This window comes from Streptomyces sp. NBC_00005 (genome assembly GCF_045160215.1).
Taxonomy (GTDB): Bacteria; Actinomycetota; Actinomycetes; order Streptomycetales; family Streptomycetaceae; genus Streptomyces.
Map to the genome: position 1 here is coordinate 5,771,889 of NZ_CP108316.1, position 16,379 is coordinate 5,788,267.

At 73.5% G+C, this 16,379-nt stretch carries 11 protein-coding genes; 8 read left to right on the top strand and 3 right to left on the bottom strand.

Annotated elements, in window-relative coordinates; genetic code table 11:
• The first annotated feature begins 25 nt into the window (after positions 1–25).
• The 6 genes from OG303_RS26525 (at position 26) to OG303_RS26550 (ending at position 4,813) form a co-directional block, all read left to right on the top strand.
• Positions 26–1,063 (top strand): hypothetical protein, encoded by a 1,038-nt coding sequence (locus OG303_RS26525; protein ID WP_405871402.1) that lies wholly within the window; start codon positions 26–28, stop codon positions 1,061–1,063.
• Complete coding sequence (locus tag OG303_RS26530) at positions 1,064–2,332, top strand: hypothetical protein (protein ID WP_405871403.1); 1,269 nt, start codon at positions 1,064–1,066, stop codon at positions 2,330–2,332. It begins immediately after the preceding gene.
• A gap of 58 nt (positions 2,333–2,390) precedes the next feature.
• Positions 2,391–3,377 carry a cysteine synthase A gene (gene cysK, locus OG303_RS26535; RefSeq protein WP_405871405.1) on the top strand — a complete coding sequence of 329 codons (987 nt, stop codon included), beginning with the start codon at positions 2,391–2,393 and terminating at the stop codon, positions 3,375–3,377.
• 31 nt (positions 3,378–3,408) lie between these two features.
• Positions 3,409–3,624, top strand: a complete 216-nt coding sequence (locus OG303_RS26540; RefSeq protein WP_405871406.1) for a 4-oxalocrotonate tautomerase family protein — start codon at positions 3,409–3,411, stop codon at positions 3,622–3,624.
• Positions 3,621–4,550 (top strand): acetyl-CoA carboxylase biotin carboxylase subunit family protein, encoded by a 930-nt coding sequence (locus tag OG303_RS26545; RefSeq protein ID WP_405871407.1) that lies wholly within the window; start codon positions 3,621–3,623, stop codon positions 4,548–4,550. Before OG303_RS26540 ends, OG303_RS26545 begins: the two co-directional genes overlap by 4 nt.
• Before the next feature lie 104 nt (positions 4,551–4,654).
• Complete coding sequence (locus tag OG303_RS26550; RefSeq protein WP_405871408.1) at positions 4,655–4,813, top strand: hypothetical protein; 159 nt, start codon at positions 4,655–4,657, stop codon at positions 4,811–4,813.
• Positions 4,814–4,886: 73 nt separating this feature from the next.
• Here the strand turns inward: OG303_RS26550 and OG303_RS26555 are convergent, their stop codons facing one another.
• Complete coding sequence (locus tag OG303_RS26555) at positions 4,887–7,892, bottom strand: AfsR/SARP family transcriptional regulator (RefSeq protein WP_405871409.1); 3,006 nt, start codon at positions 7,890–7,892, stop codon at positions 4,887–4,889.
• A gap of 253 nt (positions 7,893–8,145) precedes the next feature.
• Here OG303_RS26555 and OG303_RS26560 point away from each other — a divergent pair, with 253 nt between their 5' ends.
• Positions 8,146–11,448: a BTAD domain-containing putative transcriptional regulator gene (locus tag OG303_RS26560; RefSeq protein WP_405871410.1), complete on the top strand. Its 3,303-nt coding sequence runs from the start codon at positions 8,146–8,148 to the stop codon at positions 11,446–11,448.
• Between the two features lie 29 nt (positions 11,449–11,477).
• Here the strand turns inward: OG303_RS26560 and OG303_RS26565 are convergent, their stop codons facing one another.
• Together OG303_RS26565 and OG303_RS26570 are read right to left on the bottom strand one after the other, a co-directional pair.
• Positions 11,478–13,412 (bottom strand): sigma-70 family RNA polymerase sigma factor, encoded by a 1,935-nt coding sequence (locus OG303_RS26565; RefSeq protein WP_405871411.1) that lies wholly within the window; start codon positions 13,410–13,412, stop codon positions 11,478–11,480.
• A gap of 413 nt (positions 13,413–13,825) precedes the next feature.
• A complete protein-coding gene (locus tag OG303_RS26570) occupies positions 13,826–14,602 on the bottom strand; it encodes a TetR/AcrR family transcriptional regulator (protein WP_405871412.1) in 777 nt (258 codons plus the stop codon).
• A 383-nt stretch (positions 14,603–14,985) separates the two neighbouring features.
• Between OG303_RS26570 and OG303_RS26575 the strand changes: the two genes are divergently transcribed.
• Positions 14,986–16,353 (top strand): NAD(P)/FAD-dependent oxidoreductase, encoded by a 1,368-nt coding sequence (locus tag OG303_RS26575; protein ID WP_405877486.1) that lies wholly within the window; start codon positions 14,986–14,988, stop codon positions 16,351–16,353.
• Positions 16,354–16,379 lie beyond the last annotated feature (26 nt).

A 16,379-nucleotide genomic window follows, 5' to 3' on the forward strand; every position in this document is an offset into this window, starting at 1 on the left:
GCCGCCCGGAAGGCGAGGGGCGCTCATGACGCTCGTAGTGCTGCACCGCACGTCACTCGGACACCTGCCGTACGGGCAGTGGCTCGCCGACTCGGGGCACGACCTGGTCGTGGTGACCGAACCGGGGGCGGAGACCGGGCACACCGCCGGCGCGGGAGCCGAGCCGGGCCGCGCCGAAGGCGGCGCCACGACGGCCGCTGTCGGGGCGGGCCGGGGTGGCGGGTTCGCCGCGGTCCCGGTCCACGGGGTCGAGGTGCGCGGTGTGGAGGAGAGTGCTGCGACGGCCGGGATCGAAGGGCGTCGGGTCGACCGGGTTGCCGCGTCGGCCGGGGGCGGGGCGGGCCCGAGTGACGGCTTTGCCACGGTGGCCGCCGTCGAGGTGCACTGCATCGGCCGGTTCGCCGCCACCGCCGCCGTCGAGCTCGCCGTGCTGGAGATCGCCGCCCGCAGGCCCGTCACCGCCGTGATCGCCCTGCACCCCGGCGACCAGATCCGGGCCGGATCGCTCCGTGACCACCTGGGCCTTGCCGGGCAGACCCGGGACGAGGCGGTGGTCGGTGCCGACGCGATCCGTGCCGCCGAGCTGCTCGGTGCCGCCGGGGTGCCCGTCGTGCCTCGTGCGGCCGCCGGGACCATTGCCGACCTGTACCGGGCCGCCCACGCATGGGGCCGGCCGTTGGTGGTGCGCAGGCGGCGCGGACCCGAGCGGGCCGTCGTCGCCGAGCTCGCGGGCGAGGCCGAGCTGCGCGCCTTCGCCCGTGGCGGCATCGCCGAGGGCGACACGGCGGCCACCGCCGGGCTCACCGTCGAACCGGCGACGGCCGGCCCCCGCCACCGCGGCCCCGGCAACCCCGCCACCGACGCGGCACTCGCCGTGCTGCCCGCCGCCCCGGGCCACCCGCTCGAAGTGGAGGCGGTACGCGACGAGTCGGGCACATGGCGCGTCGACACCGCCCGGTACACGGGACGCACGGCCCCGGCACGGGAACTGGTCCGTGCCCAGGCGGGACTTGATCGGGTGCGGCCGCGACCGGCGTACCGGGAAAGCATGGAGGCGGTCTGAGTGAGTGTTCTCGTCCTGCACCAGGTCGGATCGCTGAACGCCGTCCCCTACGACGCCTGGTTCGCCGACCACGATGGCGACGTCCTGCTGCTCGCCTCGCGCGAGAACCTCGACCGCGTCGGCGAGGAGATCCCCGCGTCCGGCACCGGATACGCCCACGCCGAGGCGGTGGACGGCTACGACACCGGCGGACGCCTGGAGGAACGCGCCCTCGACCTGGCGCGCGAGCACGGCGTCACCCGCATCGTCGCCCCCCACGAGCGGGACCTCGAACGGGCCGCCGCCCTGCGCGAGATCCTCGGCCTGCCGGGTCAGCGCCGGGAGACCGTCCTGCCGTTCCGGGACAAGGCACTGATGAAGGAGCTCGCCGCGGCGGCCGGGGTGCGGGTGGCCGCGTACCGGGAGATCGAGACGGCGACCGACATCGTGGCGTTCGCCGACAGACACGCCTTCCCGGTGGTCCTCAAGCCGCGGGACAGCGCGGGCTCGGTGGGCCTGCACATCCTGCACACCCGCGAGGAACTCGACGCATATCTCGCCGACGGCTTCGACCTCTACGGCCCCGACCAGCCGAACCTGATCGCCGAGGAGTACGTGCCAGGACCGCTGTGCCACGTCGACGGCCTCGTCCTCGACGGCCGGCTCGCGCTGGCCTGGCCCTCGCAGTACCAGTACGCCCTGGCGACGTACGCCACCGACACCGGACCCCGCATCGACCTCACGCTCGACCGGGACGACCCGCTGGCGCACCGGCTTCTCGCGTTCACCGAGCGGCTGTTGGAGGCGCTGCCAGGTCCGGCGAACTTCGCCTTCCACGCGGAGGTCTTCCACACCCCCGACGACGAGCTCGTGCTCTGCGAGATCGCCTGCCGCACCGGCGGCGCCGCGATCCGCGACATCGTCACCCTGCTGTTCGGCGCGGACCCCACGCAGAGCTGGCTGCGGGCGGAGCTCGGCCTGCCGGTGCCCGTCGAGCGGCCGGCGCCCGGCTCCGCCGAGCTGCCGCTGCCGCGCACCATGACAGGCCAGCTGGTGCTGATGAAGCGCCCGGGACGCGTGAATGCCGTACCGGACGCACCGCCGGACCTCCCCTGGATCGAGCGCTTCCGCGTCTTCGTCAGGCCGGGCCAGACCATGACGGCGGCCAGGACCTCCTCCGACTTCCTGTGCACGGTGCTGGTCTCGGGCCCCGACCGTGCCACCGTCGAGCAGCGGCTGCGGCAGGTCGAGACCTGGTTCCTCGGCGAGCTCGTCCTCGACGAGGCCTGACCCCACCCCGACTCATCACCCGACCCCAACCGGACTCGTCCGCAGAGAGGACAGCCCCGTGCCCCAGCCCATCGCCGACAGCATCGCCGACCTCGTCGGATCCACACCGCTCGTCCGGCTGCGCCTCGACGAGGCCGTGGGCGCCGCCGAAGGAGTGCGGCTGCTGGCCAAGCTCGAGTCCGTGAACCCGTTGTCCAGCATCAAGGACCGGGCCGCGCTGTTCATGCTGCGGGCCGCCGAGGAGCGCGGCGAGCTGCGGCCCGGCGGCACCGTCGTCGAGGCAACCTCCGGCAACACGGGGATCGCGCTCGCCGCGCTTGCCGCCGCGCGCGGCCACCGCTGTGTGATCGTGCTGCCCGACAGTGCCACCGCCGAGCGGATCGCCCTGCTGAAGGCGCTCGGCGCCGAGGTCGTCCGCACCCCGCGCGAGACGGGCTATCAGGGCGCGATCGCCAAGGCCGAGGAGATCCACGCGGCCACGCCCGGCTCCTGGTTCACCTGCCAGCACGAGAACGAGGACAACGTCCGCGCGCACTACGAGACGACGGGCCCCGAGATCTGGGCGGACACCGGTGGCCGCGTCGACGTGCTCGTGTGCGGAGTCGGCACCGGCGGCACGCTCACCGGCATCGCCAGGTACCTGAAGGAGCGCAACCCTTCGGTGCACGTCGTCGCGGTGGAACCGGAGAACTCCCCGGTCCTGTCGCGCGGCACCGCGGGACAGCATCGCATCCCCGGCCTCAACGGCGGCTTCGTCGCCGGCACCACCGACGTCTCGCTCATCGACGAGGTCGTCACCGTCTCCGACGAGGACGCCATGCACACCGCGCGTGAACTCGCGCGCGGCCAGGGCGTGTTCGTCGGCGTCTCGTCCGGAGCGGCCGTGCACGCGTGCGTCCGGCTCGTCGCCAAGCCCGAGTACGCGGACAGGACCGTCGTCACGGTGCTGCCCGACACGGGCGAGCGCTATCTGAGCCTGTGGCAGGACGGCGAGGAACCGCCCCGCACCGGCACGGAAGCACTCCGCACCCCCACCCCCTCGTAGAGCAACTCCCTTGCGAAGAAGGAGAACCGACATGCCGGTGATCACCGTCGACTGGTGGCAGGGCAACGACCGCGCGGCCCGGGCCGAGCTGGTGGCCGAACTGACCGCGTCCGCCTCGCGCATCGCGGGCTGTCCCAAGGAAGCCGTGACCGTCCTCGTCAGGGACGTCCCGCACGACCACTGGGGCAGCGGCGGCACCCTCGCCGACGAACTCGTCGGACTGGACCGGTCGTCGGCCGAGGCGTGACTTCCGCAGCTCCCCGGCGGCTGCTCCTCGTCCAGCCCTGTCACACCTCGGTGGCCAGGGCGGTGGCGGCCGGGTTCCGCGTCTGGTCGGTCCAGGACCCGGCGCTGTGCGAACCGCACTGCCGGGCCGAGACCGGGCGGCTCTCACAGGCACTGTTGCCGGCCGACACCGGCGACCCGGCCGCCCTCGCCGCCCTGTTGCGCGGGACCGCCCGCCGGCACGGCATCGACCATGTGCTGCACCTGGGCGGCCGGCGACGCAGGGCCGTGGCCCTCGCCGCCGCCGACGCCGCGGGCCTGTCGATGACCAGCGCCCAGTCCGTACGCAGGATCAGCGACCGCACCGCGATGCGCCGCCTCCTGAACGAGAACGGCCGCTCGGTCGTCCGCGCCTGGGAGGCCCGGTCGGTCGTCGAAGTGCCCGCTCTCGTACGGGTGCTGGGGCTTCCGCTGGTCGTCAAGCGCACCGACGGGGCGGGCCGCCACCATGTAACGCGGATCAGCGGCCCCGGCGACCTGGCCGCCTGGACGGCCCGCCGCGAGGCGGACGCAGCGCCGGGCCCCTATCTGCTGGAGGAGTACCTCGCGGGCCCCGCCTTCGGTGTGCACACCCTGACGGTCGACGGGGCGCACCACGTCCTCGGCATCACGGCACGGCACTTCGACGGCGGGCCCTGCGAGGTGTCCCCGGCCCGGCCGGGTGCCCAGGTCAGGGCCGAACTGCGCGCGGCGGCAAGGGCGTTGCTCGACCTGGCCGACTACCGTTTCGGGCCCGCGTACACGCAGATGGTCCTCACCGAGCAGGGCGCCCGCGTCGTGGCCTCCGATGCCTCCTTCGGCGACCGCGGACCCGAACTGCCGCGCATCGACGCCGCATGCGACCCCGAACTGCGGCTGTTCCGCGCCCTCGCCGGAGCGGACCGGTAGCGAACCGGTAGCGGACGGTATCCGTCAGGGAACGGTTCGGGATCGGCCGCGGGCACGATGAGGCACGTCGAACGACAGCATCACCAACACAGGGGGGCACAATCATGCGCGGGAAGACGCTGAGACTCATCGGGATCACGGCGACGGTACTGGTGCTCGGCTGGGGGACGGCCACCGAGGCCTCGGCGAACAACGGCGGCCCCGACGCCCCGCCCGCCGCCGCTCCGCTCAACAACGGCGGCCCGGACGCGACGCTCGCCTGATCACGCATCCCCGCAACGGTGCCCCGTACCCGCAGGCCGGATACGGGGCACCGCCGTCGGTCGGCGCAGGCGCTCAGCGAGCCCCGTCGGGCATCTGCATCGACGCGAACAGTTCGTCCGCGCGCGCCCGGTGGCGACGCGCCGACGCCCCGTCCCCGAGCGCGTCCGCGGCGTGCGCCATCCCGTCGTGGGCGCGGGCGAGTTCCACCCGGTACTCGATGGCGCCGGCCCGCCGCGCGGCGCTCCGGTGCAGCTCCAGGGCCTGCGCGTAGGCGCCCCGTTGACGGTGCATGCGGCCCACGATGTTCTCGACGTCGCAGCACCTGAGCGCCGTGCCGCGCTCCCGCACCAGGTCGATGGCCTGCTCGGCGTACGTCGACGCGGCGCGCTGGTGCCCGAGGCGCTGCTCGGCGTCGGCGGCGAGCGCGAGGGTGAGCGCGAGGTCCTCCGGGATCGACGACTGGTCACCGACGGACATCGCCTGTGCCAGGCACGCCTTCGCCTGCTCGGGTTCACCGAGGCCGAGCAGGGCGATCGCCAGGTCGTTCAGGGCCGGGATCCGGCTGGCGGGCTCACCGTAGGCGCGTCGCAGCTCGACGGCCCGCTCGGCCGCGGCCGCCGCCTCCTCGTACTGGCCGAGCCAGGCGCACACGGTGCTGAGGTTGCACAGCGCCATCTCCTTGCGCATCGCGTTCTCGTGCAACTCGATGCTGCGGATCAGGTTCTCCCGGCCCTCCTTCAGGTGGCCGAGGCAGCTGTGCAGCAGCCCGAGCTGGTCGAGGCTGACGGCCTGCCCGTGGGTGTCGCCGACGGACCGCGCGATCTCCAGGGCCTCCGCGGCCGACTCGAGGCCGTCGCGGAACCTGCCGAGCTTCCAGTGGGAGGACGTCAGGTTGGACAGGCTGGTGCGCAGGGCCGCCGGTTCGCCGAGGCGGCGGGCCGAGGCCACCGCGAGCACGGCGATGTTCTCGTACTCGTCGAAGGAGCCGCGCAGGTTCAGATAGAACATGGCGTTGCGCGCGAGCTGCCCGGTCTGCAGGTCGAGGCCCTGTTCATGGGCCACCGTCACGGCGGACAGCAGCGCGGCGTGCTCCTGGTCGAACCAGCCGCGCGCCTGCTCGATGCCGTCCAGGGGCGGCAGTTCGGCCACGTCCGCGGGCGCCGGCGCCGCATGGCGCGACCGCCGTGGGAACAGCACCGTGCACGCCTGCTCGGAGGCCGCGACGTAGTAGTGCAGGACCCGCTCGACCGCGGCGTGGTCCGCCGCCCGTGCGGCCTCCGTGCGCAGGCTCTGCGCGAAGCTGCGCACCAGGTCGTGCAGGGCGTACTGGCCGAGCGTGTGCTGCTGCACGAGGTGTACGTCGAGCAGCCGCTCCAGGATGTCCTCCGCCTCCCGGCAGTCCGTGCCGAGCAGCGCCGCGCCCGAGTGGACGTCGACCTCGGTCCCCGGGTGCAGCCCGAGCAGCCTGAAGGCCCTGCGGTGCTGCTCCTCCATCGCCTGGTACGACAGCTGGATCGTCGCCGCGACGCTGCGCTCGCCCGAGCTCAGCTCGCCCAGCCGCCGGGTCTCGTCGCGCAGCCGGTCGACCAGGTACTGCACGGTCCAGCGCGAGCGGTTGCGCAGCCGCGCGCTCGCGATGCGCAGGGCCAGCGGCAGATGGCCGCACAGCTCGGCCAGTTCGGCGACGGCCTCCGGCTCGGCCGCGGTGCGCCGCTCGCCGAGCGTCTCCGTGAGGAGCGTGGCGCTGTCGTCGGGCGGCATCACGCCGAGCGAGATCCACTCGGCGCCGTCCAGGTGCATCAGCCGGGCCCGGCTCGTGACCAGCACCAGACAGCCGGGCGAGGCCGGCAGGATCGGCCGGACCTGCGCGGAGTCACAGGCGTTGTCCAGCAGGAGCAGCACCCGCCGGCCCGCCAGGGTGGCCCGCCACAGCGCCGCCCGGCCGCCCTCGTCCTCGGGGATGCGCTGGTCGGGGATGCCGAGGGTGCGCAGCAGCGCGCCGAGCACGGCGGCCGGCTGCAGCGGCTCCTCACCGGGCGAGTAGCCGCGCAGGTCGAAGCAGAGCCGTCCGTCCGGGTACTGCTCGGCGAGCTGGTGCGCGGCACGCACCGCCAGAGAGGTCTTGCCGCTGCCGCCCATGCCGTCGACGGCCACGATCCGCGTGCCGTCGCAGGGCTCGGCGGCGTGCTTCAGCAGCGTGCGCAACTCCTCCTCGCGGCCCGTGAAGTCCGTCAGGTCGTACGGCAGCGTGGACAGCGAAGGCGCCGGGGCGGGCGGCTGCGGGGCGGCCGCGGGAGGCTGCGGCTCGGGGCCCGCCAGTTCGTCGCTGTCGCGCAGGATCGCCTCGTACATCTTCGTCAGGCGGGGTCCCGGATCGATGCCGAGCTCCGCGACGAGCAGGTCGCGCACCCGGCCGTACTCCTCCAGGGCCTCGGCGGCGCGGCCCGAGCGGTACAGCGCGAGCATCAACTGGCCGCGCAGGGTCTCGCGCAGCGGGTGCGCGGTGATCAACTCGCGTAGCTCGAACACGAGTTCACGGGTCTCGCCCTGGTCGAGGCGGAGCTGGAAGAGCTGTTCGGCCGCGGCCAGGCGCCGTTCGTCGAGGGCGGTGGCCGCCGCGGTGAGGGTGGCGCCGCCGGAGCCCGCCAGGACGGGGCCGCGCCACAGGGCGAGCGCGCTGCGCAGCAGGTCGGCGGCCTCGCCGGGCGCACCGGCCGCGAACCGCTCGCGGGCCTCGCCGGTGAACCGGGTGAAACGGCTGAGGTCCAGCTGCTCGTCGGCCACGGCGGCGCGGTAGCCGGGCCCGTCCGTGACGAGCAGGCCGGCCCCGCCCGGGATGCGGCGCCGCAGGTCGGCGACCGCCTTGCGGATCTGGTGGACGGCGGTCGCGGGCGGCTCCTCGTCCCAGGCGACCTCGACGAGACGGGTGACGGGCACGACACGGCCCGGCTCGAGGAGCAGGGTGACGAGGACCCGTTCCTGGATCGGCCCGCCGAGCCGCAGCCGATTCTGGTCGGCCCAGATCTCCAGCGCGCCGAGGATGTTGAAGTGCACCGCCTGCGGTGCTGCTCCGGTCAACGCGTCCCCTGCCCCCGAAAAACCTTCAAAAGCCCAGGTTGGGGCTTTCACTGCACGGCAAAAGCCCAGGTAGGGGCTTTGGCTGTATACGGACATTAGCTGTTGACAGACAGTCGTGGTATCGATTCGGGAAGTGATGGGGACCACTCGCGGCCACCGGTTCCGGGGCCCCGCACCGGGACCGCACGGTTCACGGGCGCCCGCCCCCGCAAAACGCCGTGCCCCACCTCGCACCCCCGGTGACAATGACCCGGTGCTGTACAGAATCCTGGGCGTCACCCAGGCCGAGGACGACCAGGGCACCGACGTACCCGTCGGAGGCCGGCGCCTGCGCGCGCTGCTCGCCGCCCTCGCCCTGCGCCCGGGCCGGGTCATGCCCGTCGACATCCTGATCGACGAGGTGTGGGCGGGCGACCCTCCCCAGGACGCCCCGGCCGCCCTCCAGGCCCTCGTCGGCCGTCTGCGCCGTACGCTCGGCAAGGACGCGATCGTCTCCGACCCCGGCGGCTACCGGCTCACCGCGGCACCGGACGACGTCGACCTGTACGTCTTCGAGCGACTGGTACGGCAGGGCACGGCCGCCCTGGACCACGGCGACGCGACCGCCGCCGCCCAGGCCCTCGACGAGGCCCTCGCCCTGTGGCGCGGCCCCGCCCTGGCCGACCTCCCCGACCCGGCCGCCGCCACCCGCCCGGACGCGCTGCGTCTGGAGGCGACCCGCGCCCGCATCGACGCGGACCTGCGCCTGGGCCGCGCCCACGCCGCCGTACCGCACCTGAAGGAACTCACCGCGGCGCACCCGTACGACGAACCGCTGCACGCCCTCCTCCTCCGCGCGCTGCGCGACACGGGCCGCACGGCCGACGCCCTCGCCGCCTTCGAGACCGCCCGCCGCGCCCTCGCCGACGGCCTGGGCACCGACCCGGGCCCCCAACTGTGCGCCCTGCACACGGAACTGCTCACCCCGACGACGCCCCCGCCTGCCACCCCGATACGCCCCGGGCAAGCCGAGCGGACCGGCAACCTCCGTCCCCGCCTGACCTCTTTCGTGGGCCGGGAACCCGAACTCGACGCCATCCGTTCCGAATTGCACAGGGCACGACTCGTCACCCTCACCGGACCGGGCGGCTCCGGAAAGACCCGCCTCGCCGAGCAGGCCGCCGCCGGGATCGCGCAGGCGTGGCTGGTCGAGCTGGCGCCGCTCGACCGGCCGGAGGCCGTGCCGGGCGCAGTGGTCAGCGCGCTCGGGCTGCGCGAGACGGTGCTGATGACCAGCGAGCTGACGGCCCCGCAGGACGACCCGCTCGCCCTGCTCGTCGAGTACTGCGCCCCGCGCAGCCACCTGTTGATCCTTGACAACTGCGAACATCTCGTCGAAGCGGCGGCCGCCCTCGCCGAGACGCTGCTCACCCGCTGCCCCGGGCTCACGATCCTCGCCACCAGCCGTGAACCCCTCGGCGTCCCGGGCGAGTTGGTGCGCCCGGTCGAACCCCTCGTCCCCGACCAGGCGCACCGCCTCTTCGAGGAGCGCGCGTCCGCCGTCCGCCCCGACGCGGCCGCGGCGCTCGCCGACCGCGAGGCGGTCGAGGAGATCTGCCGCCGCCTGGACGGCCTGCCGCTCGCCATCGAACTGGCCGCGGCCCGGCTACGGCTGCTCACCCCACGCCAGATCGCCGACCGCCTCGACGACCGCTTCCGCCTCCTCACCTCCGGCAGCCGCACGGTCCTGCCCCGCCAGCAGACCCTGCGCGCGGTCGTCGACTGGTCCTGGGAACTCCTCGACGAGCGGGAGCGCACGATGCTGCGCGAGGCGTCCGTGTTCGCCGGCGGCTGGGACCTCGCGGCGGCGGAGGCCGTGTGCACCGGCCCCGCGGCCGACCTCGTCGGGGCGCTCGTCGACAAGTCCCTGATCGTGGCCACCCCGGACGAGCGGGCCGGCTCCGGCGGCATGCGGTACCGCATGCTGGAGACCATCCACGAGTACGCCGCGGAGCGCGCCGCCGAGGTCCCCGAGCTGCGCGCCGCGGCCGAGCGCAGGCACCGCGCGTGGGTGCGCGCGCTGGTCGAGGAGGCCGAGCCGCTGCTGCGCTCCGCCGGTCAACTCCCGTGGATCTCCCGCCTGGAGACCGAGCTGGACAACATCCGCACGGCCCTCCACCGAGCCCTCACCTCCCGCGCCGAGGAGGAGGCCGGCTCCCTCACCCTGGCCATGGGCTGGTTCTGGTGGCTGCGCAACTACCGCCACGAGGCCATCAACTGGCTGGACCAGGTCCTGCGCCTGGGCGTCGCCCTGGACGGCGCCTTGGCCGAGGAGTCCGCCCGACCCGCCCCGACGGTCCCGACGGACGGAATCGACCCGGTGGACGCCTACCTGGCCGCCCGGCACACGGAGACCCGTCACCCCCTGCACACCCTCCGGATGAGCCTGCGGATGCTGCAGCTCTTCCTCAGGTCCGACACCGAGCCGATGGACGCTCTGGACGAGCGGCTGCGCGAGTACGCCGGCGGGCTGCGCGACCACTTCGCGCAGGGCGGCCCCGAGGCGGCCCGTATGCCGGGGCTGATCTGGCCGCTGACCACCTTCGTCCTGGACAGTTCGCTGGACGTCAGGACCGCCATGGATGCCGCGATCGCCAACTGCCGCGCCCACGGCGACGACTGGGCGGTCGGCGTGTCCCTGATGTTCCGTACGCACATGGTCGTCGACTCGTCGGGCGGCATGAAGGGCGTGGACGAGGACCTCGCGGAGCTCAGGGTGCTCAGCCGCCGCGTCGGCGACCGCTGGATGCGGGCCCAGGTGTGCAGCGCGGCCGCGGAGGCGGCGATGGCCCGAAGCCGCCTCGCCGAGGCCAAGGCCGAGTACGAGGAGGCGCTGCGGCTCGCCTACGAGGTGGGCGCCTACGCCGAGACGCCGTTCCTGCTGGCCCGGCTCGCCGAGATCGCCTACCGCGCGGGCGACCGCCGGGCCGCGTCGAGCGGGCTGGACGAGGCCACCGCGGCTGCCGACCGCCACGGTGCGCCGGACTCCCGGTCGTTCATCCTGCTGATGCGCGCCCAGCTCGCGGTGGACGAGAAGGACACCGCCCGCGCGCGCATGCTGCACGATGCGGCTCGCGCGGAGACCGGACGCGGCACCCCACCGCCCCAGTTCACGGTGATGCTGAACGCGATCGACGCCAGGGTGACGGTCGCCGAGTCGGGCCCGGCGCACGGACTGCCGAAGCTGGCCGACACCGTCCGCACGGCGCTGGAACAGCAGTGCGCCGACCTGATCATGGCGACCCTCGTGGACGGCGCGGCGGTCCTGCTGTCCGATCTCGGGGACCATCCGTGCGCGGTCCGCCTGCTCGCCGCCGCGGAGCACTGGCGGGGCGGCGATCCGCGCCCCATGCCGGAGCGTGCCGAGAGCGAGCGCGCCGAGGCCGCCGCCCGCGCCGCACTGGGCACCGAGGAGTACGAGGCGGAGTTCGCCCGGGGCACCGCCTTCACCGCCGACGACCTCCTCGCCGAGCTCGACGAGGCCCCGCGCAGACATCCGGCCGGGCAACTCCCGTAAGCCGCCCGCACCACGCCCGCGCAGGTGGACTACGAGCAGGTGAACCTCGACTCGGCCCAGTCCGCGAGCGCCAGGGAGTCGAAGCCGCTGTACGGCGCGACGACCAGCCGTACGGTGTGGCGCCCGGCCAGGTTCACATGGACCGGGACCGCCGCATCGCCGCCCCGGATCGTCCCGGACCGCCACAGCTGCACGCCGTCGGCGTAGACGGAGAAGGAGACCCTGCCGAGCCCCAGCGTCATGTCGTCGACGCCCACCACGGCGTCGTAGGCGGAGCAGCTGCGGTTGAGGTCGATGGTGACGGAGGACTGTCCGTGCACGGTCACGCCGGGGGTGTACCGCTTGTCGGCGATCGACATGCCGTACCGCTGCCACACCCAGCTGCTCTCGCCGAGCCGCATCTCGGGCCTGCTCCCGTCGCCGCTGACGTCGTAGGCCAGCTCGCTCCACTGGTAGACGGCGGGCGCGGGCGGGGGAGTCGGGGCCGGCGTGGGGGTGGGCGTCGGCTTCGGGGTCGGCTTCGGCTCGGGGCTGTGCGTCGGGGTCGGGGTGGGCTTCGGCCGGGGAGCCGGGGTCGGGGTCGGCGTCGGCGTGGGAGCCGCCGCCTGGACCACCGACGGCTTGGGCTCGGGATGCTTCTTCGGAGGCGTCGGCTTGGGCGATTCCGGCCTGACGGCCGGCGCGGAGGCGGGCGGCTTGGCGTCCGGCTTCCGCTCCGCGGGATGGTTCCCGGACAGCGCGAGGGCCACCGCCACGCCCGCCGCGGCCACGACACCGGCGGCGATGCCCACCTTCGCGGGCGCCCCCAGCCCCTCGGAGGCCGCCGCGCCGCCGGCACCCGCCCCGCCGGACGAGCCGCCGCTCGCCGCCGCGGCCGCACCCGCGGCGCCCGCGGCACCGGCTCCGGTACCGCCGGCGATGAGCGCGGCCACCTTGGCGTACCCGGCGGCACCGAACCAACCGATGACCGCGACCGGCACGACGCCGGGGATACCGCTGGCGACTTCCTTGATCTGGCCCGCGGCCAGCCGGCACTTGGCGCACTCCTCCAGGTGCTTGCGCAGCCCCCGCTCGGCCCGCGTGCGCAGCCCGCCACGGGCGTAGGCGCCGAGCCGGTCGGCGTAGCGGGCGCACTCCTCGTCGCCGGCGAGCGCGGCGCTGACGTGGGCCTGGAGGTAGGCCTGCTTGAGGCCCTCGCGGGCGCGGCTGGCGAGCACGCGCGTGCCGTTGGCGTCCAGCCCGAAGAGCGTGGCGACCTCGCTCGGCGACTCGTCCTCGACCTCGGTGTGCCACAGCACGGCCTGCCAGCGCTCCGGCAGCGATCGGAAGGCCTGCATGGCCATGGACTGCTCGGCCTCGTGCATCGCGCGCACGTCGGCGCCCAGGTCGAGAGTGTCGTCGTCGGAGACCTCGGAGGAGCGCGCGGCCTGCGTGGCGAACACCGCGAAGTCGTCGACCAACTGCTCCCGCTTGGCGGACTTCGTCCAGCTCGCGGCCACCCGCCGGACGGTGGTGAGCAGATACGCGCGTACGGCGTGCTCGGGGCCCGAACCGCCGCGCACCGCCTGGAGCATGCGGGCGAAGACCTCGGCCGTGAGGTCGTCCGCGGTGTGGGCGTCACGGCAACAGGTACGGGCGTACCGGCGCACCGCGCCCGCGTGCCGCCGGTACAGCTCCTCGTACGCGCTGTCGTCGCCGGAGCGCATGCGCCCGATCAGGTCGGTGTCGGAGGGCGGCAGATCCCTCGGCGGCGGCAGGACGCCGTCCTCCCGCCGGTCACGCTGTGCCGGGACACTGCCCTCGACCGGCTCGACGGGCTCGCCGCCCTGCGTCGGGATGACGGTCTCCGCGCGGCCACCGCCCCGCGGGATGCCCGCTCGTCCGCCCTGGCTCGGCACCTGCGGCGGACCGCCGGACTCCGCGTCTCCGTCGCCCAGCGAGTCGTCGCGCCCGTCAAAGCTCATCGCGGAAAGCCCCCGCCGCCTGCCCAACCAGTCCCGAACACCGGGTCAGAGTGCCATATTGGCTTTTGTTCAGGGAGCCCGCAGTGCGGACCATCCACCCATCCGTGGGGACTTGTCGTGCCGTAGTACTAGCCCTCACCCATTCGGGGAAGGCTCAATTACCGCTCACCGGGCGGAAGTTGAGCGGTATGCCGGAAATGTCCGGCACCTACCCGGCTTGCGCCGGGCGCGCCGGCCACGCACCGCCCGCGCCCCCACCGTCACCTTTTCGAGTCACGGGCCACCGAGGCATACACCATCGAGTCCGGGCCACCAAGGCGCGGACCGTCCGAGTCACGGACCGTCCAAGGCGCGGACCGTCCGAATCACGGACCACCGGAGGCGCAAACACGCACGCCCCGCAGTCCACGACGTCAGGCCGGCCGCGACCGCAACCCCTCCAGCAGGATGTCCAGCAGCCGTGCCGAGGCGGCCGCCTGCTGGGCCGGGTCCGGCAGCGAAGGCGCCGCCGTCGCGATGACCAGCAGCACGTCCGACACCGACACGTCGGCCCGCAGTTGACCCGCCGCGCGCGCCCGCTCCACGAGCTGCCCCACGACCTCGAGCAGCGTCGCCGCGCCCGTGTCGTCATCCTCCGAGACCCGCGAGGCCCCCTCGGAGACCAGCCGCAGCTCCCCGGAACCCGGCTGCATCCGCTGCTGCGGCACTCGCGCCTCGTCGAACACCGTGCCGTCGGCCCGCTCGGACCCGTCGTCGGAGACCGAGACCCGCAGCACCTGCGGCGGCAGCAGCCGCCCGGCGCCCGAGGCCACCGACGTCCGCAGGAAGCGCGAGAGCGCCGACCACGGCTCGTCCTCCTGGCCGAGCGCCGCCCGGGCCTGGTCGGTCAGCCGGGAGGTCTCCTCCTCGGCTATCCGCCGCACCAGGACGTCCTTGCTCGGGAACCGCCGGTACACGGTCCCCACACCCACCCGCGCGCGCCGCGCCACGTCCTCCATCGGCGCGCCGTACCCCAGCTCGCCGAAGACCTCGCGCGCCGCGCGCAGAACGTGCTCCAGATTGCGCTGTGCGTCCACGCGCAGCGGTGTCGTACGCGAGGCGTCCCCGCGTCCGTTGCTCGCCGCCGCGCTCACCATGCCCCCCGCTGTCAGAGAAGACGCGGACGACCAATGAGAGTTCTGAACATGCATAAGCGTTCCCCCGGTAATGACGTCTCCCCCCGGAGACTCTCCCCGCCATTGATGGCCGGAGCGTGGGAACAAGCCCGGTCCACCGGGCCCGCCCGTCGCGGACTCGATGAGCGATGAGCGCATCCCCCTACACCCCGTCGACACACGAACATAGTTGAGAGGGGGTCAATTCAGAAGGGGCAGGTTCCGCACGGAGCGCCCCCCGATCGGAGTACGGGTCGCTTACGTCCCGATTACGTACCCCAAGGTCATCGGGCACGCACCCGCTGACCTGCGGTCTTTCCGAGCACTCGGGCAAACCGGCCAACCCTGGACGTCCCCGGCCCGCGGTCACACAAATTGTCGGGGCTGTGGACAAACTCAAGCGCTGGGTGCGTCATGGGATGGTGAAGGAACGTGCGCGCATTCTCGTTGTCGGCGGCGGCTACGTCGGGATGTACACGGCTCTGCGCCTCCAGCAGAGGCTGAAACGGGAACTCAAACGAGGCGACGTCGAGGTCACCGTGGTCACTCCCGACCCGTACATGACCTATCAGCCGTTCCTTCCCGAAGCGGCAGCCGGTGCCATCTCACCCCGCCATGTCGTCGTGCCGCTGCGCCGCGTGCTCGACCAGTGCCATGTCGTCGTCGGCGAGGTGCGGTCCATCGACCACGCCAAGCGCACCGCCACCCTCACCACCCTCGCCACCGAGGAGGAGGGCGCGGGCCCGCAGCAGCTGACGTACGACGAACTCGTCCTGGCACCCGGCTCGATCTCGCGCACCCTCCCGGTCCCCGGCCTCGCCGACCACGGCATCGGGTTCAAGTCGGTCGAGGAGGCCATCGGCCTGCGCAACCACGTCATCGAGCAGATGGACATCGCCTCCTCCACCCGCGACCCCGCGATCCGCGACGCGGCGCTCACCTTCGTCTTCGTCGGCGGCGGATTCGCCGGAGTCGAGGCGCTCGGCGAACTCGAGGACATGGCCCGCTACGCCGCCCGCTACTACCACAACGTCCAGCCCGAGGACATGAAGTGGATCCTCGTGGAGGCCTCGGACCGCATCCTTCCCGAGGTCGGCGAGGAGATGGGCCGCTACACGGTCACCGAACTGCGCCGCCGCAACATCGACGTACGCCTGAAGACCCGCCTCGACTCCTGCGTGGACCGGGTCGCCGTCCTCAGCGACGGCGCCCGCTTCCCGACCCGTACGGTCGTCTGGACGGCCGGCGTGAAACCGAGCCCGCTCCTCGCCGCCACCGACCTCCCGCTCACCGAGCGAGGCCGGCTGAAATGCACCCCCCAGCTGACGATCGACGGCGTCACGCACGCGTGGGCGGCGGGAGACGCGGCCGCCGTCCCCGATGTCACCGCCGCGGAACCCGGCACGGTGACGGCCCCCAACGCCCAGCACGCGGTCCGCCAGGCCAAGGTCCTCGGCGACAACATCGCGCACGCGCTGCGTGGCGAGGACCTGGAGACGTACTCACACAAATACGTCGGCTCGGTCGCCTCCCTCGGCCTCCACAAGGGCGTCGCCCATGTCTACGGGCGCAAGCTGAAGGGCTACCCTGCCTGGTTCATGCACCGCGTCTACCACCTCAGCAGGGTGCCCACCTTCAACCGCAAGGCCCGTGTCCTGGCCGAATGGACTCTGTCGGGCCTCTTCAAGCGGGAGATCGTCTCCCTCGGTTCGCTCGAACATCCCCGAGCGGAGTTCGAACTCGCGGCCGGTGGAAAGCCTCCTACCGACCCGAAGGGGTCGTCCTGACCGGACCGAGGAACTCCACCGACCGG